Source organism: Microbulbifer sp. ABH2_005, from assembly GCF_056160005.1.
On sequence record NZ_JBSWWI010000001.1, the window covers coordinates 2,944,358 to 2,962,226 of the forward strand.

The 17,869-nt window shown below is 54.2% G+C and carries 17 protein-coding genes and 1 pseudogene; 10 read left to right on the forward strand and 8 right to left on the reverse strand.

Annotated features, from left to right (window positions below; all coding sequences use genetic code 11):
* Positions 1–34: 34 nt before the first annotated feature.
* The 3 genes from dapE (at position 35) to ACXAFI_RS12890 (ending at position 5,433) form a co-directional block, all read left to right on the forward strand.
* Positions 35–1,168 carry a succinyl-diaminopimelate desuccinylase gene (gene dapE, locus ACXAFI_RS12880; protein ID WP_475109129.1) on the forward strand — a complete coding sequence of 378 codons (1,134 nt, stop codon included), beginning with the start codon at positions 35–37 and terminating at the stop codon, positions 1,166–1,168.
* Between the two features lie 138 nt (positions 1,169–1,306).
* Positions 1,307–3,361 carry an alpha/beta hydrolase family protein gene (locus ACXAFI_RS12885; RefSeq protein WP_475109130.1) on the forward strand — a complete coding sequence of 685 codons (2,055 nt, stop codon included), beginning with the start codon at positions 1,307–1,309 and terminating at the stop codon, positions 3,359–3,361.
* Positions 3,362–3,474: 113 nt separating this feature from the next.
* A complete protein-coding gene (locus tag ACXAFI_RS12890) occupies positions 3,475–5,433 on the forward strand; it encodes an alpha/beta hydrolase family protein (RefSeq protein ID WP_475109131.1) in 1,959 nt (652 codons plus the stop codon).
* A gap of 77 nt (positions 5,434–5,510) precedes the next feature.
* Here ACXAFI_RS12890 and ACXAFI_RS12895 read toward each other — a convergent pair whose 3' ends face one another.
* From ACXAFI_RS12895 to ACXAFI_RS12905, 3 genes are all read right to left on the reverse strand, one after another.
* Complete coding sequence (locus ACXAFI_RS12895) at positions 5,511–5,888, reverse strand: hypothetical protein (protein WP_475109132.1); 378 nt, start codon at positions 5,886–5,888, stop codon at positions 5,511–5,513.
* Between the two features lie 6 nt (positions 5,889–5,894).
* Positions 5,895–6,446: a flavodoxin gene (locus ACXAFI_RS12900; protein WP_475109824.1), complete on the reverse strand. Its 552-nt coding sequence runs from the start codon at positions 6,444–6,446 to the stop codon at positions 5,895–5,897.
* Positions 6,447–6,662: 216 nt separating this feature from the next.
* Positions 6,663–7,130 carry a Spy/CpxP family protein refolding chaperone gene (locus tag ACXAFI_RS12905; RefSeq protein ID WP_475109133.1) on the reverse strand — a complete coding sequence of 156 codons (468 nt, stop codon included), beginning with the start codon at positions 7,128–7,130 and terminating at the stop codon, positions 6,663–6,665.
* A 168-nt stretch (positions 7,131–7,298) separates the two neighbouring features.
* Here ACXAFI_RS12905 and ACXAFI_RS12910 point away from each other — a divergent pair, with 168 nt between their 5' ends.
* From ACXAFI_RS12910 to ACXAFI_RS12920, 3 genes are all read left to right on the forward strand, one after another.
* On the forward strand, positions 7,299–8,003 hold the full coding sequence (locus ACXAFI_RS12910; protein WP_475109134.1) for a response regulator: 705 nt from the start codon (positions 7,299–7,301) through the stop codon (positions 8,001–8,003).
* Between the two features lie 11 nt (positions 8,004–8,014).
* Complete coding sequence (locus ACXAFI_RS12915) at positions 8,015–9,391, forward strand: ATP-binding protein (RefSeq protein ID WP_475109135.1); 1,377 nt, start codon at positions 8,015–8,017, stop codon at positions 9,389–9,391.
* 90 nt (positions 9,392–9,481) lie between these two features.
* Entirely contained in the window at positions 9,482–10,201 is a 720-nt protein-coding gene (locus ACXAFI_RS12920; protein WP_475109136.1) for an SRPBCC family protein, read from the forward strand.
* 73 nt (positions 10,202–10,274) lie between these two features.
* On the opposite strand, the gene rluB is transcribed toward ACXAFI_RS12920, so the two are convergent.
* The 5 genes and pseudogenes from rluB to ACXAFI_RS12945 all read right to left on the reverse strand — a co-directional run bounded on the left by rluB (position 10,275) and on the right by ACXAFI_RS12945 (position 15,123).
* Complete coding sequence (gene rluB, locus ACXAFI_RS12925) at positions 10,275–11,132, reverse strand: 23S rRNA pseudouridine(2605) synthase RluB (protein WP_152452443.1); 858 nt, start codon at positions 11,130–11,132, stop codon at positions 10,275–10,277.
* Positions 11,129–12,304, reverse strand: coding sequence for an SMC-Scp complex subunit ScpB (scpB, locus tag ACXAFI_RS12930; RefSeq protein WP_475109137.1), 1,176 nt, complete (start codon positions 12,302–12,304; stop codon positions 11,129–11,131). Before scpB ends, rluB begins: the two co-directional genes overlap by 4 nt.
* 212 nt (positions 12,305–12,516) lie before the next feature.
* Positions 12,517–13,413 (reverse strand): annotated as a pseudogene (locus tag ACXAFI_RS12935) (segregation and condensation protein A); the annotation flags it as partial.
* Between the two features lie 54 nt (positions 13,414–13,467).
* Positions 13,468–14,091 carry an L-threonylcarbamoyladenylate synthase gene (locus ACXAFI_RS12940; RefSeq protein WP_475109138.1) on the reverse strand — a complete coding sequence of 208 codons (624 nt, stop codon included), beginning with the start codon at positions 14,089–14,091 and terminating at the stop codon, positions 13,468–13,470.
* Positions 14,092–14,208: 117 nt separating this feature from the next.
* Positions 14,209–15,123, reverse strand: a complete 915-nt coding sequence (locus ACXAFI_RS12945) for a PHP domain-containing protein (protein WP_475109139.1) — start codon at positions 15,121–15,123, stop codon at positions 14,209–14,211.
* A gap of 248 nt (positions 15,124–15,371) precedes the next feature.
* Between ACXAFI_RS12945 and ACXAFI_RS12950 the strand changes: the two genes are divergently transcribed.
* The 4 genes from ACXAFI_RS12950 (at position 15,372) to ACXAFI_RS12965 (ending at position 17,867) form a co-directional block, all read left to right on the forward strand.
* Positions 15,372–16,097 (forward strand): VC0807 family protein, encoded by a 726-nt coding sequence (locus ACXAFI_RS12950; protein ID WP_475109140.1) that lies wholly within the window; start codon positions 15,372–15,374, stop codon positions 16,095–16,097.
* A 46-nt stretch (positions 16,098–16,143) separates the two neighbouring features.
* Positions 16,144–16,443 (forward strand): YciI family protein, encoded by a 300-nt coding sequence (locus ACXAFI_RS12955; protein WP_152452435.1) that lies wholly within the window; start codon positions 16,144–16,146, stop codon positions 16,441–16,443.
* A gap of 26 nt (positions 16,444–16,469) precedes the next feature.
* Positions 16,470–17,150, forward strand: coding sequence for a TIGR04211 family SH3 domain-containing protein (locus ACXAFI_RS12960; protein WP_475109141.1), 681 nt, complete (start codon positions 16,470–16,472; stop codon positions 17,148–17,150).
* 123 nt (positions 17,151–17,273) lie between these two features.
* Positions 17,274–17,867 carry a peptidylprolyl isomerase gene (locus ACXAFI_RS12965; RefSeq protein WP_475109142.1) on the forward strand — a complete coding sequence of 198 codons (594 nt, stop codon included), beginning with the start codon at positions 17,274–17,276 and terminating at the stop codon, positions 17,865–17,867.
* Positions 17,868–17,869 lie beyond the last annotated feature (2 nt).

Here is a 17,869-nt window from a genome sequence, read left to right on the forward strand (position 1 = left end):
AACAGCGCACCTCATCAACTAAAAGGATTATTCCGTGACCCCCACACTGCAACTGGCCTTTGACCTTATCCGCCGTCGCTCCGTAACCCCCGAAGATGCAGGCTGTATGGATCAGATGATTGAGCGACTGGAAAAAGTTGGGTTCAAGGTGACAAAGCTGCGACGTGGCGATACCGATAATTTTTGGGCGGTGCGCAACGGGCAAAGCAAAGGCCCTCTGCTTGCCTTTGCCGGTCACACGGATGTCGTGCCGAGCGGGCCGGAGGAAAACTGGAGCAGCCCGCCCTTCGAGCCACAAATCCGCGATGGCTTTTTGTATGGTCGCGGTGGGGCCGACATGAAGGGTTCACTGGCAGCAATGGTGGTGGCCTGCGAGGAGTTTATCCACCAGCACCCCGATCACAGCGGTCGCATCGCCTTTTTGATCACCAGCGACGAGGAGGGGCCGGCAATCAACGGCACAGTCAAAGTCGTTGAGTGGCTCGAGGAGCAGGGCGAAAAAATAGACTGCAGTATTGTCGGTGAGCCCTCCAGCAGCGAGCGCGTCGGCGATATTATTAAAAACGGAAGACGCGGCTCATTGGGCCTTGAGTTAAAAGTCTTCGGTGTTCAGGGACATGTGGCCTATCCACATCTGGCGGAAAACCCAATTCACAATTTGGCCCCAGCACTCGCTGAACTGGCAGCAGAAGAGTGGGATCAGGGCAACCAATTTTTCCCCGCCACCAGCTTCCAGGTTTCCAACATCAACGGAGGTACAGGAGCTACCAATGTGATTCCCGGTGAAGTGGATCTGCTCTGTAACTGGCGCTTTTCTACGGAATCCACCGCCGAAGAATTGGAGACCCGTGCCCGAGCAATCCTGGATAAGCACAAACTGAAATATGAAGCGAACTTTAATTTGTCCGGGCACCCCTTCCTCACTGCCGAGGGCCCACTGGTCCACGCTGTAGAGCAAGCGATTCAAAAAATCACAGGAAAGGAAACAGAATTATCGACTGCCGGGGGCACTTCCGATGGCCGCTTTATCGCTCCAACAGGAGCGCAAGTAGTGGAACTGGGGCCGGTCAATGCCACTATTCACAAAGTTGATGAGAGAGTCAAAGCCGACGATTTGGATATACTTAAGGAAATCTATCGGGAAGTACTTAGGGAGCTTCTAACCTGAGCTAACTGCCCCAGACGATAATTATTTATTAATTGCACGGACTATCCCACTAAATACACGGATCGGCTTATTCGCCTCCTAACCAACTGCCTCTGCGGTATGCTCCTTCCGATAACAAAATGGAGGAGCCCGCAGATAATGAACAGACTATTGAAAATAGCCGCGGCGATATTAATCGCCAGTCCTGCCCTCGCTGAAGAGCAACCCACTAACTTCAGCTATGAGGATGTATTCAATCTCGAGTATGCCAGCGATCCTCAGTTCAGCAACGACGGAAAAAGTATTTACTACGTCCGCAACTCCATGAACAAAATGGCGGACAACAAGCGGGCAAACCTATGGCGCATCAGTGCCGACGGCAAGGACCACCGTCCACTGACCTCAGGAGATTACTCAGATTATTCTCCGCGCCTATCCCCGGACGGTAAAATAATCGCCTTTATCAGTTCCCGCAGCGGCAGCCCCCAGATCCACCTATTGTGGCTCGATAACGGCCAAAATCTGCAGATCTCCCACCTGCCAAAATCCCCTTCCAATATTCAGTGGTCACGGGAGGGCAAACAAATTGCCTTCACCATGTTTGTGCCCGAGAGCAAACCTCTGCCTGTTGAACTACCCGGTGCCCCCGAGGGCGCCGAGTGGGCAAAGCCGCCCCAGTTTATCGACCGTAGTATTTATCGAGCGGACGGTATGGGTTACCTCAAGCAGGGGCACACCCAGGTATTTGTCATCCCCCGTGAGGGCGGCACGCCGCGTCAGCTTACCAACGGTGAGTTCGATCACGACAGTAGTCTCGCCTGGAGCAAAAACAACGACGCCATTTATTTTTCTGCAAATCGTCACCCCGATCACGAGATCGAATTGATGAACTCTGAAATTTATAGAGTAAATCTCAAGGATGGCGACATCGAGCAGATCACCGAAAGATTCGGGCCCGATCACCATCCGCAGATTTCCCCCGATGGTAAAAAGCTTGCCTACCTGGGATTCGAGGATCAACGGCTCGGGTACCAACAACACAGCCTGCGCATCATCGATCTCGACAGCGGCGAATCTCGCAAAGTCCAAACCGCTAAAGACCGCAGTATCTCCAGCTTCAACTGGCTAGGCGACAGTAAACGTATCGCTTATAGCTACGACGATCAGGGCTCCACAAAAATTGCCATTAAAAAAATTGGTGGCAGCGACACTGTAGTCGCCAGTGATGCTGGCGGTCTATCGCTGGGGCGACCCTACTCGGGCACTCACTTTGCCACATCCAAACGCGGAGCTATTGCTTACACGCAAACCAATCCGCAGCATCCGGCAGAGCTGGCTTTAGCCCACAACGGCAAAGTAAAGGCGCTGACCAGCCTCAATAACGATGTGGTGCCGCTGCGCAATATGGCCCACGTGGAGGAGATCAATTACAAGTCCAGCTTCGATGGGCGCGATATACAGGGTTGGGTCGCCTACCCGCCTAACTTCGACCCGAAGAAAAAATATCCCCTGCTATTGGAAATTCACGGCGGACCCTTCTCTAACTATGGCCCCCGGTTTGCCGCCGAGGTGCAACTTTTTGCTGCCGCCGGCTATGTAGTTCTCTACACAAACCCACGGGGCTCTACCAGCTACGGGCATGAATTTGCCAACCTGATTCACCACAATTACCCGAGCCAGGATTACGACGATTTAATGGCCGGCGTCGATGCAGTAATTGATCAGGGTTATATCGATGAGGAGCAATTATTCGTTACCGGCGGCAGCGGAGGCGGCACCCTAACGGCCTGGATCATCGGAAAAACCGATCGATTTCGCGCAGCAGTAGTTGCTAAGCCGGTAATCAATTGGGAGAGTTTCGTCTTGACTGCTGACTACTCCAGGTTCTTTACCAAATACTGGTTCTCAGGCATGCCCTGGGAAAAACCTGAGGAATATCGCCGCCGCTCACCGCTGACTTATGTGGGCAATGTCACTACGCCAACTATGCTGCTTACCGGAGAGGAGGACTACCGCACACCCATGTCTGAAACAGAGCAGTTTTACCAGGCACTGAAGTTAAACGATGTGGAAGCTGCAATGGTACGAATTCCAGGCGCCTCTCACAGTATTGCCGCGAGGCCCAGCCAGATGGTTGCGAAAGTGGCTTCTATTTTGTACTGGTTTGATCAGCATAAGCCAAGTCGGGATAGCGAAGACCTAGCAAGTAAATAATTTAACTATCATGACATTTTAGCGAAGGGAAAGCCTCAAGGCTTTACCTTTGCTATTTAACCAATACCCCTTGTCACTCATAATAAAAATATAAAACGACAAGGAACTTACAAATGCGCAAACTGTTTTGTCTTTTTCTCCTTTGGCCCACCCTCACCATTTGCGAACAAGTTACCCTATCCGATTTGGTACGGCATGCAGATATACAAGAAGTGAAAATTTCTCCCACAGGTACTCACTTAGCAGTTAAACAGTTATATAAAGGGGAGAGAGTACTTGTTTTTATGTCCATTAACCCCCTCAAAATTACCGGTACTCTTCGCTTTAGAGGCAAGGAGGAAGTCGGCAACTTTTATTGGGCTAATGATGAACGCGTAGTAGCAGAAGTGGTTTCTCGGAAAGCTGCTCTTGAGGCGCCTGTATTTTACGGCTCCCTATTTGCCATCAATTATGACGGTTCAAAGGGTAAAAATATTTTTGGCCACTTAGCGGGCGAACGCCAAGTGGGCTCTCGTCTAAAAAAAGCTGAAGCTACCTACGCCCATGCCACCTTAATTGATCCGCTACTCAAAGAAGAAAAAGAAATCCTAGTTTCTACACACCCCTGGGCAAACAACCAAGAGTCCATTGGCGAAGTATTGAGATTAAATATCTATAACGGTGTGAGAAAACGTATTTCTCGACTACCTCAGGCCTGGGGCAGGGCATATACCGATCAAAAAGGAAATCTCCTTTTTGCTGACGGAGTTGATGAAGATGGAGAAAATCAGCTATACACCAGAACAAAAAATAAGTGGAAAAGAGTTAGCGACCCCTTATTAGATACCGCCACTCCAATCGGTTTTGATTATACAACTGGTGAATCCTTCTTAGCTCTCCTTGAAAAATCTCAAACAGAGAAACTCATCAAACTAAAGCCTGAGTCTGACATATTTTCCGTAGTCTACCAACATGAAACTTCTGATATACATGGCATAATTTATGCGCCTGGTAACTACAAACCTCTGGGTATCTATTTGCACCCCGATTACCCAGAAGAGCACTTCTTCCACGAAGGCGAAGGCTTCGCAGCTTTTTTTCGCGGACTAAAAAAAGCCTTTGAGGGCTATCACATTTCCTTTACTAGTTTCACCACCGATGGAAGCCTGGGAGTACTGAAAGTACATGGAGACCGCTTACCCAGTGATTACTTCCTGGTGAATATGCGTTCCAAAAGCGTGGATTTTCTTATCTCATCTGCGAGCTGGCTAAACCCTGATCAACTCAAACCAATGCAAGCCGATGCCTTCACAACTAAAGATGGTTTACGGGTTGGGGTATACCTCACATTCCCGCAGACCTCCAAGGAGCATCACCCCATGGTCGTTTTGCCCCATGGAGGCCCCCATGCCCGTGACTACTGGGGATACGACCAAGAAGCACAAATCCTATCCCAAAATGGTTACTTGGTTCTTCAGGTAAACTTTCGTGGCTCCACAGGCTATGGCGATCACTTTTATAAAGCCGGCAGGCTCGAGTGGGGAGGAAAAATCCAAAGTGATATCGCGGATGCAGTTAACTGGGCTGTAGGCAAAGGATATGCTGATCCTCAGCGAATCTGTATTTACGGTGCCAGCTTCGGGGGCTACTCAGCCCTAATGAATCCCATCAGATACCCAGACTTGTATAAGTGTGCCGCCGGCTATGTAGGTGTTTATGATCTGGAGATGATGTACAAGAAGGGGGACATCAGGCGCCGCGAAAGGGGACTGGCCTACCTTAAAAGGGAGCTGAGTAAAGATAAGGACTTCCTTAAGGAAAACTCCCCAATCTACAACACCGATAAACTCAATATTCCCTTATTTATTATTCACGGTGAGAAAGATGAGCGAGTGCCCGTTGAGCATGCCGAGGAGCTATTGGAAAAACTTGAGAAAGAAGGGAAACCAGCAAAAAGCCTTATTGTTGCCAATGAAGGGCACGGATTTTATAGCGAGGAAAACAATATGAAGCTTTATACCGAACTGCTAGCTTTTCTTGATAAGCACATCGGTGTTGGATCAGTAGAAAAACAGCTGACTGAGAAACAGTAACAAATTAACATCAGTCTTTTCGATACCAGTCGAATTATCGACTGGTATCGCCGACTCACAAGCGAGTGGCAAAGCATTTAATGAAGGTGACCTGAGGCCTGAGGGGGCTCCTCGTCTGGGCTAACCTGTTCCTCAAAACCATGAGACAGCACAAAATAATAAATAACCTGCAGCTGCCCATGGATTTCGGTCATCAGGTCGAAGTTATACTCCCCCCTTTCCCCTGGACCCACTTGTACAGACGCAATATGTGAGGGCTCAATAAAGAACTCCGCTACCGGGCGTTTGCCGCGCATCACCTGCACCAGTAGTGTCCGAGTATCTTCCTCAGCAAAACGCCAGTAATAGTCATCATCATCATAAACGACGCTCTCCGGGGTACCGGCACGGAGAATGCAATTGGGGTGTTCAGTCAGCCAGGGCCAGAATTCTTTAAAGGGGATCGTCTGTGGCATGAAGGTTTAGTCATCCAGCTCGACAACACTGGCGGCACCGCCATCAAGGTTAAACTCGTCAGCTATTTGCTTGCACCAGAGATTGAGGCGTTCGGCAGTCAGCTCTTCCTGCTGGTCTTCATCAATAGCGAGGCCCATAAATTTGTCTTCGCCTTCAATTTCCGCCTTGGAGGCCTCAAATTCATAGCCCTCTGTCGACCACAAGCCGACGATGGCCGCCCCTCGACCGACAATCACATCATGTAGCATGCCCATCGCATCCAGGAAGTAATCGCCGTAACCGAACTGATCGCCCAGGCCAAACAGGGCCACCGTCTTGCCACTGAAGTCTATTTCCTGCACATCCTCCCAGAACTCTTCCCAGTCGGATTGAATCTGACCGAAGTCCCAGGTAGGAATACCGAAAATCAGCTGCTCGTAGTTGGCAATCTCCAATTGGGTAATATCGGCAATATCAAACAGGTCTACCCGCTCCTCTCCCAGGCGGGCGCGGATGCGCAGGGCTATAGATTCGGTATTGCCTTCGTCGCTGCCATAAAACAAGCCGATTTTGCTCACAGTCATTCCTCTTCGCCCAAACCGGGCCACACTAGATACTTATTGGCGGGGCGGCGTATTCTCCCAGCAAAGGCGGGGCACGGCAAGCTGACCAAGGCTGTGCCTCGGTACAAAAAAGCCCCCATAATTGTGGGGGCAAAGGGTTATGAACCGACCGGGCCTCTGGGGAAGGGTGCGCCCGGCGGATCGCACAAGGAGTCTGCGATTTGGGGAAGATCAGCTTTCTGTGGTGCGGCGCTCAAGGCGTTCCTCACGCCACTTTACACGGCGCTCTTTGCGCTGCTCTTTCAACTCTTCAAATTTGGCTTTTTGCTCATCGGTGAGGATCGCTTCGAACTGCTGGCGCATTTGGAAGTGGTTTTGCATTTTTTGAACCTGTAACTTACCCAATTCGGTCCCGAGCTGGTCCAGGGTGGCCTGGTCAGCTCCGCTCTCCAGGGCGGTATGAATTTGCTTGCGCAGCTCTTGTAACTGCTGGCGCTGGGCATTCCTGCTTTCACTGTTGCTATCTCTGTTAGCCTTTAACTGGGCTTTCTGGCCCTCGGTCAGCTCCAGCTTACGCGCCATATGCTCAAATCCGCGCTTGTGATGGCCCTCCTCTGCGCCAAACGCCATAGTAGCTGCAGGGGCCGCCATTACGCCGGCCAGAGCCAGACTACTCAGCATCAGTTTCCAGTTTTTCATCACTCCGTCCTCACGTTTGTATTCAGTGATTTCATAGTAAGTCGGGCCTGTGTAAACAGGGGCAAACTGCGGTAAACATTTGTTAAGAACGGTAAAAAGCCGGATAAGCGGCGATAACTAGCGCCAGTGCTTTGCATATAATGGCCCCACAGCAATTGAGAGAACGCCATGAGCCGCATCCTTCTTATCGACGACGACACAGAATTAACCGATCTGCTGAGTGAGTACCTTACCGGGGAGGGGTTCAATGTAACCGCCGCCAATGATGGCGGCCGCGGACTGGAATTGGCCCAGAGTCAACACTTTGATGCCCTGGTATTAGACGTGATGCTGCCGATACACAACGGCTTTGACGTACTGCGCAAGCTGCGAGAGAAGGCTTCGCCCACCAGCCGCTCCCTGCCGGTTATTATGCTTACCGCCAAGGGAGATACCGTGGATAGAATCGTGGGCCTGGAGATGGGCGCCGATGACTATCTACCCAAGCCCTGTAATCCCCGTGAGCTGGCGGCGCGCCTGCGGGCTATCCTGCGTCGCGGTCGGGTCGAAGTAGAGGACAATGACGACAGCCTCAACAGCGGTCAATTGCGCCTGCTGCCAGCCGAGCATCAGGCCTATTGGGGCGACCAGGCCCTGTCCCTGACCGGCGCCGAATTTTCCGTACTCAAGGTGCTTGTCCAAAGCGCCGGGGATGTAGTGAGTAAAGAGGTGCTCACCGAAAGTGCCCTGGGGCGCAAGCTGATGCCCTACGACCGCTCCATCGATGTGCACGTCAGCAACATTCGCAAGAAACTCGCGGATAAAGGCGCCAGCCGCGATCTGATCATCAATATCCGCGGCGCCGGTTACATGCTCACCCAGGCCAAGCAATAGGTAGTATCAAAATGCGCAGCCTCTTCTGGAAAATGTTTTTTGGCGCATGGATCACCGCCATGGTGATGGTGGTTGCCGCCATTTACATTACCCACTTTGGCGAGTTTGGCGACCCCCGCCAGGAGGAGCGCTGGGAAGGCCCCGCACTGTTTCGAGAGGTGATGCGCAACATGCGTATCGCCCGCCGCCACGGACCCGAGCAGTTTCAGCACTGGCTGGAACGCGCGCCCAAGAAAGTCAAACGGCGAGTCTACGCGGTGGACAGCGAGGGCAATGACTTGTTGGGGCGGCCGGTGCCACAGAGTATGGCACCGCTGATTAACAGCCTCGACTACCGCAATCGCGAGGCCCATATGCTGGTGGACAACAAACCCACCGTCGGCTTTTTCCTGCCACTGCGCACTGGTGACCCATTGCGCATCGCCCTAGTTGCCGGGGATAGCAAAGAGGGACTATTGCTGCGATTCCTGTGGCGCAACTTCTGGCCTATGTTGCTGCTCTCCATGATCGCCTCCGGTATCGCCTGCTATTGGCTGGCCACCTACCTGAGCCGCCCCCTGGAGCAGCTACGCGCCGCCACCAAACGGGTTGCCGCCGGTGAATTGGATTATCGGGTCGCTCCCAGCCTACACAGCCGCAACGATGAGCTGACCGACCTGGCGCTGGACTTCGATTCCATGACCGCTCAGCTACAGGAGTCCATGTCAGAGCAGCGTCGCCTGATCAAAGACGTCTCCCACGAGTTGCGCTCCCCCCTGGCGCGACTGCAAGTGGCCCTGGCCATCGCTCGCCAGAAGCAGGTGGCGGGGCTCGATACTGAGCTCGATAAGATCGGCAAAGCGGCGGACTATCTCGAAGACATTATTGCCGACGTTCTCTCCCTGCCGGTCAGCAATCAGGAGCAGCGCCCACTGGATGATGTAGTCGAACTCAACAGCCTCCTCTCAGCCCTAATTGAAGACCTGCATATCGAAGCGGCGGAAAAACACCTCGGCTTTGACATGAGTGCCAATGGCGAAGAGCTTTTAGTCGCTACTCGCGGCAGCTCCCTGACCGCAGCACTGGAAAATATCCTGCGCAACGCCATCAAATACAGCCCCAGCCATGGACTGGTTCGAGTACTGGTACAGGAGTCCGCCGATAGCTGCAGCATTTCCGTGATCGACTCTGGCTCCGGGGTGGACGAAACCGATCTGGAGGCGATATTCCGCCCCTTCTACCGCACAGACAGCGCCCGCACCCGCGAGAGTGGCGGCTTTGGTCTGGGGCTGGCTATCGCACAGCGCACGATATTGCATCACGGTGGCAGCATTACTGCGCGCAACTATGCCGGTGCCGGCCTCTGCGTCGAAATCAAGCTGCCGCTTATCCACCTCAGCGACGATTAAACCGCAGAGAAACTGCTATAACCTTGACTGGCGTCGGTAATTCGCCGGCGGTCGGGGTTTTAGGCCCCGAAATTTGCAAAGGGCCCCGCTATGCGCTGGATACTCTATATCCTGGTATTCCTGATACTGCTGTTCCTGGCCGGTTATCTGTTTCCCCGCGAAGTCTCACTGGAGCGCAGTGTCTATATCGACAGACCGCCCCAGGACGTATTCCCCTACGTCAATAACTATCGCAAGTTCAACAGCTGGTCTCCCTGGAGACATATCGACCCTGCCATGGAGTACCAATACAGCGGTCCAGAGACGGGGGTCGGCGCAACCATGAGCTGGCGCGGGGAAAACTCCAACGAGGGCGGAGGAACCCAGACGATCACCGCCAGCACACCAAACTCAATAGTGCTCAACAAACTGAATTTCGGCGATGGTAGTGAAGCCACAGCCGAGTTCAAGTTGCTCCCTAAAAACGGCGGAACCCAGGTTGTCTGGAGCTTTAACACCGACACAGGGGGTGGACCCAGGGAGCGCTGGATGGGACTGGCCATAAAGAAAATGGTGGGCGAGTCCTATGAGCAGGGACTGGCAAAACTCAAACAGCTGATGGAGTCCAGCGCCAAGACTGAGGGAGCCGAAGAAGGGGGAAATAGCGATACCAGTAATTCGGTATCCGATATCCCCTCCGATGTGGACGATGCCATGGGCGGAGGCCCCCAAGGAGTACAGTCGGAGATGCAGAACCAGCAGCAGGAAGAGGCCGGGGAAACTCCAGAAAATGAAGATCAAAAGGAGCAACAAAAGGAAAATCAGCCATAGGCCAAGATGTTTAGCCAGCTACAAAAAAAGCCCGCTCAAGGCGGGCTTTTTCTATGAAAAACGCTAAAAAATCTCAGGACTTATTGCGCCGCTGCGCCGGTACCGGAGACTTGCGCAACTTGCGCCGCTGGCGTTCCAGGGTCTGCTTTTCCCCCTGGGTCAGCGGACGCTGCCCCAGCTTGGGCAGGCCGGCGGTGATACACAGGTCATCAATTTCCCTGGGCTCCATCTCGATCCATTGGCCCACGCGCACATGGGAGGGAATAAATACACTGCCGTAGCGCACCCGCTTTAGGCGGCTTACACGAACGCCCTGGGATTCCCACAGGCGACGTACCTCGCGGTTGCGCCCCTCCATCACCACACAGTAAAACCAGCGATTTTTGCCCTCACCGCCACTCTCGACGATATCGGTAAAGCGCGCGGAGCCGTCGTCCAGTAGCACGCCTTTCAGCAAACGTCGCTTCATCTCCTCGTCCACATCCCCCTGGATGCGTACAAGGTATTCACGATCGATCACCGACGACGGGTGCATCAATTTGTTGGCCAGCTCACCGCTATTGGTAAACAGCAGCAGACCACTGGTGTTGAAATCCAGGCGGCCCACGGAAATCCAGCGGCCAGTTTTCAGTCGGGGCAGTCGATCGTAAACCGTGGGGCGCCCTTCCGGATCGTGGCGTGAGCAAATCTCTCCGACAGGCTTGTTGTACAGAATTACCCGGCAGCGGTTTTCCGCACTGGAGGGCAAACCCTGGCCATCAAATTCGATATGATCTTCGCCGGTAACACGCTCGCCGAGTTCCGCTACTTTTCCGTTGACCGTCACGCGACCCGCATCGATCGCGCGCTCCATTTCGCGCCGCGACCCGAGGCCGCTGCGCGCTAATACTTTTTGCAATTTTTCGCCTGCTGGCGAGGTGCCATCACTCATGGGGTGGTGTTTTCCGCTTGCACTACATCTTGGGAATCTTCATCGACATCACTGCTTCCCCGCTCCTCTTGATCGGCGGCAGCCTCAGTATCGATATCACCAAACAGGCTGCTCTTCGGCAGTGTTGCCGCAATAGGGGCTTGTGGCTCCCCGTATTCGACGCCCTGTTCAATTTCGCTTTCATGTTCTTCTTTAGGAGTTGGTTCCTCCTCGGTGGTACTCAAAGGCTCAGAAACCTCTGGGCTCTCAGGCTGTGCCTGCACCAACCCCCACTCATCTTCCGGCGCCTCTTCCCTGATCTCTTCTTGCACCGCTTCGGGCAACTCAGCGACCGCCGACTCTTCGCTTTCGGCAGTTTCTGCCTCTTTCTCAGGCAGCTCTGCATCGGCCCCTAGTTGAATATCAGCCTCCGCTGCGATTTCCTCAAGCGCTGCCGCGACTCGGGCATCCTCCGCTGCATCGACATCCTCTTGAAATTCATCAGACCCTTGGCGCTCTTCATCTTCGATTGCGCCGGCCTCCTCTTCCGTTTCCACACTCGCCTGCTCGCCCTCTGTAAGCTCCTCTCCCTCGGCGGCGAGTGCGGCAGCGATTTCCTCGGGAGGCAACCCCTCAGATTCGAGTATCTTATTCAAACTCTCGATATCGCGGATCTCAGCCAGAGTGGGCAGATCATCCAGAGAGGACAAATTGAAATAATCGAGAAAATCCCTGGTGGTTGCATAGAGTGAGGGTTTGCCAGGCACATCGCGGTGGCCAACCACCTTGATCCAGCCTCTATCCAACAGTGTCCTCACAATCTGGGAGCTGACCGCAACCCCGCGGATTTCCTCAATATCACCACGGGTGACCGGTTGGCGATAGGCGATAATCGCCAATGTCTCCAGAGTGGCGCGAGAATACCTCTGAGCTTTCTCTTCCCATAACCGGTTCACCCAGGGGGCCAGATCTTCCGGCACCTGAAAGCGCCAGCCGCTGGCCACTTTTTTCAGCTCAAAGCCGCGCCCGGCACAACTTTCAGCAATCTCACTGAGCAGATCCCGCAGGGTTGTGGCGGAGGGGCGCTCCTCCTCATCCATCAGGGACAGCAACTTTTCCTCACTGAGGGGCTGTGCCGAGGCTAACAGGGCACCCTCTAGGATTCTGCGCAGTAACTCCGGAGCGATTGTCATTTTATTGTTTCCAACTCTTCTTCTCTGGGCTCCACCTGCCCCGCAGCGAGCGGCTCTTTATCGGTCAGATCACCGTCGGCCAAATCGCCATCGGTTAAATCACTGTTCAAAGTGCCCTCATCACCGGATAAACGAGGTATCTCCTCCGATTCTCCAGTATCGAAGTCACGCTCACTTTCGTTGAACTCATCATCGCCAGCTTCGTGATTGTGGCTGGCTGCGCGCACATGAATGGGACCAAAGGCCTCATTTTGTACCAGTTCCACCAGAGACTCCTTAACCAGTTCCATCACGGCGAGGAAAGTCACCACTACGCCGAGGCGCCCCTCTTCCGCAGTAAAGAGACTCACGAAGGGCACAAACTGCCCGTGGCGAATCTGGTCGAGTACCTGGGTCATACGCTCGCGAGTGGAGAGCCTTTCCCGCTCTACCTGGTGGCTCTCAAACATGTCGGCGCGGCGCAAGACATCCGCTAACGCCACCAACACTTCCTTGAGATCCACTTCTGGGTCGGGCCGGGTAATATTGCGATCCGGTCCCTCGGCACTGGCCTGATGGATATCGCGGCCCATGCGCGGGATCTCATCCAGATCCTCGGCGGCAGATTTGAAGCGCTCGTATTCCTGCAGGCGACGAATCAGTGCAGCGCGCGGGTCCTCGCCCTCCTCCTCTTCCGCTGCCGGTGGACGCGGCAACAGCATGCGCGACTTGATCTCGGCAAGCATTGCCGCCATCACCAGATACTCCGCCGCCAGCTCAAAACGCATCGACGTCATCATATCCACATAGGCCATATATTGGCGGGTGATGTCGGAGACGTTAATTTCCAGAATATCCAGATTCTGGCGGCGGATCAGATATAGCAGCAGATCCAGGGGGCCCTCGAAGGCCTCCAGGATGACTTCCAGTGCATCCGGTGGAATAAAAAGGTCCGGTGGAAGGTCGGTAAAGGCTTCCCCCAATACGAGCGCGAGAGGACCCTTGCCCTCCTCACTCTCGTGGGTATTCGGGCTTTCCGAGGGTAGATCAGCAGACGCGTCGGTTTCGGCAGCCGCAACATCGGCGAGTACCTGCTCCTCCACCTCGGCTAGTAGTTCTTCACTGGACACCCTGCCCCACCCTCAAAATCGCAAACGGCCGATTATACACCAGCGCGGCGCCAATCAGCCCAGTATTTCATCAGCGACACCGCAGCCCTGACGAATCAGCTTAGGCTCATCGCCAGTAAGGTCGATCACCGTGGTCGCTTCCAATCCACAAAAACCACCGTCGATCACCAGTTCCACCTGATGCTCGAGGGTATCGCGAATATCATAGGGATCAGTCAATGGCTGTTCGTCACCCGGCATAATTAGGCTGCAGCTCATCAGCGGTTCACCTACCGCCTCAATTAATGCCAGGGCGATGGGGTTATCGGGCACACGAATGCCGATTGTTTTACGTTTAGGGTGGATCAGGCGGCGCGGCACCTCGGCGGTGGCCGGCATAATAAAGGTATAGGAACCCGGAGTGTGGTTTTTCAGCAGGCGGAACATCTGATTATCCACTTTGGCATAAGTGGCCAACTCGGAAAGATCACGACACATCAGGGTAAAGTTGTGATTTTTATCCAGCTGGCGCAGGGCGCGAATACGCTCAACCGCCAGTTTTTCCCCAAGCCGGCAACCAATTGCGTAGGCGGAATCGGTGGGATAAACAATCACTCCACCACTGGTCACTATATCCGCAGCCTGACCGATCAGGCGCCCTTGAGGATTGTCCGGATGAATTTGAAAGAACTGCGCCACAAAGCCCCCAAGCTTTAATCAATTGAAACCTCTTGCGACGGGCTCAGATACCCGTCGGGGATTTGGAGTCGACCAATATCCACTCCCCCATCTCACGCGGCATGGAACGCCACACCATCAGGCAGATATCGCTTCCCCCGGTCGATCCCGGTGCAGAGTGTGCCACAGATTCCACACGGGCTCGACGCCTTCAGGCAAACGCACACAGCCGAGCTCCCTCCAGGGTTGCTCCGGCTGGTGAAAGTCACTCCCCAAAGAGCTGTGCATTGGGGCATCGTTGGAATCGCCAACAGCCAGCGCCATCAAACTGCGTAGCTCCCTGGTCTGGGTGGGATTCTGCCGGCCACAGAGCAGTTCTACAGCATTGCCGCCACTGTGGTGAAACTCTGTTAGAAGTCGCAGCAATTGGGTGCGTGTCAGGCCGTACTTGAGCGGGTGCGCCAGCACAGCTGTGCCACCAGCAGACTGAATGGTTTCTACAGTCTCCCGCAATTGTGGCCACTCCACGCGTACATCGCCGATCTTGCCGGCACCCAAATAACGTTTGAACGCCCGCGCAGTGTCCTCAACGTGCCCGGCTTCCACCAGCCAGCGGGCAAAATGCGGCCGCCCCAGCACGGAATCTCCAGCAATAGCTCGCCCCCCCTTTAAGGCTCCCTCGAAGCCCCGCTTATGTAAGCGCTCGGCAATCCGCTCGGCGCGCTCCTCGCGCAACTCCTCACGCAGAGCGATTGCCTTTCGCAAGCATGCAGATGCCGGATCAATATTGAGACCAACAATATGAACAGAGCGCCGCCCCCAAAGACTGGAGAATTCGATCCCCGTCGCCACGGTGATGCCTAACTGGTCACCTGCAGCCTGTGCCTCAGCCACACCGTCCACCGTATCGTGGTCGGTGAGTGCCATCAGAGTCACACCCTGGGAATTCGCCCTCGACACCAGCTCAGTAGGACTTAAAATACCGTCGGAAGCGGTACTGTGACAGTGAAGGTCTACAAGGTCTGTATTTAGATCTTCTGGCAGGAAACTCAACAGCAGGCTCCACTCTCTCTGGGGGTTAAAAGTCGCAGTATCTATTATTTGGAACGATAACCCGGTGGGGCTGTCTTAGCCGCAACCGGTGTTTTCAGGGATAGGGCCCGGACCACAGGTCACCCTTGGCGGCCACGAGGAACCGGAGTCTGACAGCAGTATTGTCAGTGGGGAAGCGTTTTCCTGGAAGGCCACTGTAATGTGACTTCTCAACTAACTTCCCGCGGGCATTATCACCGGAATTGAGTATGAGCGAAACGAATTCGACCACCCCAGTATCCCAGCAAAAGCCCAAGAAGAAAGAGGGCCTGCTCGGCAACCTGCTTCTGAATATCATTATCCCCACCCTGGTGCTGACCAAACTTTCAGGAGACGATTGGCTTGGCACCAAATGGGCACTAGTGGTCGCACTGGCTTTCCCTCTCGGCTACGGACTGCGCGACCTCATTCGCTCCGGCAAGGTCAACTTCTTCTCCGCCCTGGGCATTATCAGTATCATGCTTACCGGTGGCATCAGCCTGCTGGAACTGGACCCGCAGTATATTGCCATTAAAGAAGCCGCCATTCCGGGCCTTCTGGGTATCGCCACCGTCGCCTCCCTCTACACCCGCTGGCCACTGGTTAAGACCCTGCTATACAACGACCAGATTCTGGATACCGGTAAAATTGCACAGAGCCTCGCCAGTAAAGGCAACCAGGGTGCCTTCGACCGCACTCTGCAGCAGGCCTCCTGGATGATCGCCGCCTCTTTTTTCCTATCCTCAGTGCTCAACTACGTACTGGCAAAAATTATTTTACAGAGCCCTCCGGGTACAGAGGCTTTCAATGAGGAGCTGGGTAAAATGACAGCACTCAGCTACCCGGTGATCGCCCTGCCAGCCACCATTATTTTAATGCTGGTGCTCTTCTTCCTGTTTTCCCGCATCGGCAAGCTAACCGGGCTGAAGCTGGAAGAAGTCATGGTTGCCCAATAACAAAAAACAAAAGTTTTCTAATCAACTAACAAGAGCAAAATTCACAATGTGGTACGCAATCATCAGTGAAGATGTTAGCGATAGTCTCCCTTTGCGCAAAAAAGCGCGCCCCGACCATTTAGCCCGACTCAACCGTCTTAAAGACGAGGGGCGCCTGCTGGTTGCAGGACCGCATCCCGCCGTTGATAGCGAGGAACCCGGTGAAGCCGGCTTTAGCGGCAGCTTAGTGATTGCCGAATTTCCCTCGCTTGAGGAGGCTCAGGCCTGGGCCGACGGCGATCCCTATGTGGCTGCTGGAGTCTACGCCTCAGTTGCCGTTAAGCCATTCAAATTAGTTCTGCCCTAATAACAACAAGCACAAGCTGTATCGCAATGAAGAAATTACTGTGCGGCCTGATCGCCGCCACACTGCTCAACGCAGTTCCAGCAACTGCGGCCGCCGAAACCCGCTATATCACCGACCAGCTACATGTTCCCATGCGCGCCGGCAAAGGTAATGGGTTCCGCATTCTGCATCGCGGCCTGCCCAGCGGCACCCAGCTCAGCGTCCTCGAAGATGCCCCGCAAGAAGGTTGGACCCGCGTGCGCACCCAGGGCGGTACAGAGGGGTGGGTGAGGCGCCAATACCTGGTCTCCGAGCCAGTCGCGAAACTCAAGTTGGAAGAAGCGGTAGCAAACCTGGAGCGCTTCGAAAAAATGGAAGGCAACCTCGGTGGTGAAGTTCGCCGCCTAGAGGAAGAAAACGGCAAGCTGAGCAGCGCCCTGGAGTCCGCCCAGCAGCAGAGCCAGACGCTCGCAGCCGAGCTGAAAACCCTCAAGGCATTATCGGCAGATGCCCTGGCACTCAATGAGCGTCACCAGAAGCTCCTGCACCAGCACGAGTTGCTCAAGCAGGAGAAAACCATGGCAGAAGCAGAGATCCAGCGCTTATCCGGTAGCGAAAGCCACAAATGGTATATGTATGGCGCCCTATCCGTGCTGTTGGGCGCCCTGCTCGCAATGATTGCCCCACACCTGCGCCCGCGCAAGCGCCACTCGGAGTGGGCGAACTGATTTCGCCCACTCTCTCCGAAATCGCATACTATTGAGCCCCGGGGAACCTAGTATCCCCGAGCCCCACATCCAACACAAAAGCGGCGGCGCCCATAGGCCGCCGTGAAACCTAAAGGACTAAGGATGATGCGTAAACTTTTTGCAATGCTACTCTGTGCAGCCCTTGCCCACCCCGCACTCGCCAAAAATCCGCGCGTGAAACTGAAAACCGACATGGGCATTATTCAGATCGAACTCTTCGCCAAAGAGGCCCCAGTCACAGTAAAAAACTTCCTCACCTATACCGATAGCGGCTTTTACGACGGAATCATCTTCCACCGGATAGTGCCTGGTTTTGTGGTGCAGGGCGGCGGTTTTACATTCGATTTCCAAAGGAAGGAAACTCAAGATCCCATCGTCAACGAATCCGCCAACGGCCTGCAAAACCTGCGCGGTACGCTCTCCATGGCCAGGACCAATGACCCGGACAGCGCCACCTCACAGTTTTTTATCAATCTGGTCGATAACACCAGGCTCGACGCGCAAGAGGACAAACCCGGCTACGCCGTTTTTGGTCGGGTAGTCGAGGGGATGGATGTGGTGGAAAAAATGGTAGAGCAGCCTCGCGGTCTCTATCGACAGCACCCAAGCGCCCCCAACATGCCCATCCGCATCCTCGAGGCCAAACGTATTGACACCGGTGACAACGCTGTCGCCAACAACAGTAAGGGAGAATAAGC

What these genes read in the sequence shown, in the direction of transcription:
- ACXAFI_RS12885 (WP_475109130.1), top strand. Translation starts at nt 1,307, where the DNA reads ATGAACAGACTATTGAAAATAGCCGCGGCGATATTAATCGCCAGTCCT.
- ACXAFI_RS12890 (WP_475109131.1), top strand. Translation starts at nt 3,475, where the DNA reads ATGCGCAAACTGTTTTGTCTTTTTCTCCTTTGGCCCACCCTCACCATT.
- ACXAFI_RS12895 (WP_475109132.1), bottom strand. Translation starts at nt 5,888, where the DNA reads ATGCCACAGACGATCCCCTTTAAAGAATTCTGGCCCTGGCTGACTGAA.
- ACXAFI_RS12905 (WP_475109133.1), bottom strand. Translation starts at nt 7,130, where the DNA reads ATGAAAAACTGGAAACTGATGCTGAGTAGTCTGGCTCTGGCCGGCGTA.
- ACXAFI_RS12910 (WP_475109134.1), top strand. Translation starts at nt 7,299, where the DNA reads ATGAGCCGCATCCTTCTTATCGACGACGACACAGAATTAACCGATCTG.
- ACXAFI_RS12915 (WP_475109135.1), top strand. Translation starts at nt 8,015, where the DNA reads ATGCGCAGCCTCTTCTGGAAAATGTTTTTTGGCGCATGGATCACCGCC.
- ACXAFI_RS12920 (WP_475109136.1), top strand. Translation starts at nt 9,482, where the DNA reads ATGCGCTGGATACTCTATATCCTGGTATTCCTGATACTGCTGTTCCTG.
- rluB (WP_152452443.1), bottom strand. Translation starts at nt 11,132, where the DNA reads ATGAGTGATGGCACCTCGCCAGCAGGCGAAAAATTGCAAAAAGTATTA.
- scpB (WP_475109137.1), bottom strand. Translation starts at nt 12,304, where the DNA reads ATGACAATCGCTCCGGAGTTACTGCGCAGAATCCTAGAGGGTGCCCTG.
- ACXAFI_RS12950 (WP_475109140.1), top strand. Translation starts at nt 15,372, where the DNA reads ATGAGCGAAACGAATTCGACCACCCCAGTATCCCAGCAAAAGCCCAAG.
- ACXAFI_RS12955 (WP_152452435.1), top strand. Translation starts at nt 16,144, where the DNA reads ATGTGGTACGCAATCATCAGTGAAGATGTTAGCGATAGTCTCCCTTTG.
- ACXAFI_RS12960 (WP_475109141.1), top strand. Translation starts at nt 16,470, where the DNA reads ATGAAGAAATTACTGTGCGGCCTGATCGCCGCCACACTGCTCAACGCA.
- ACXAFI_RS12965 (WP_475109142.1), top strand. Translation starts at nt 17,274, where the DNA reads ATGATGCGTAAACTTTTTGCAATGCTACTCTGTGCAGCCCTTGCCCAC.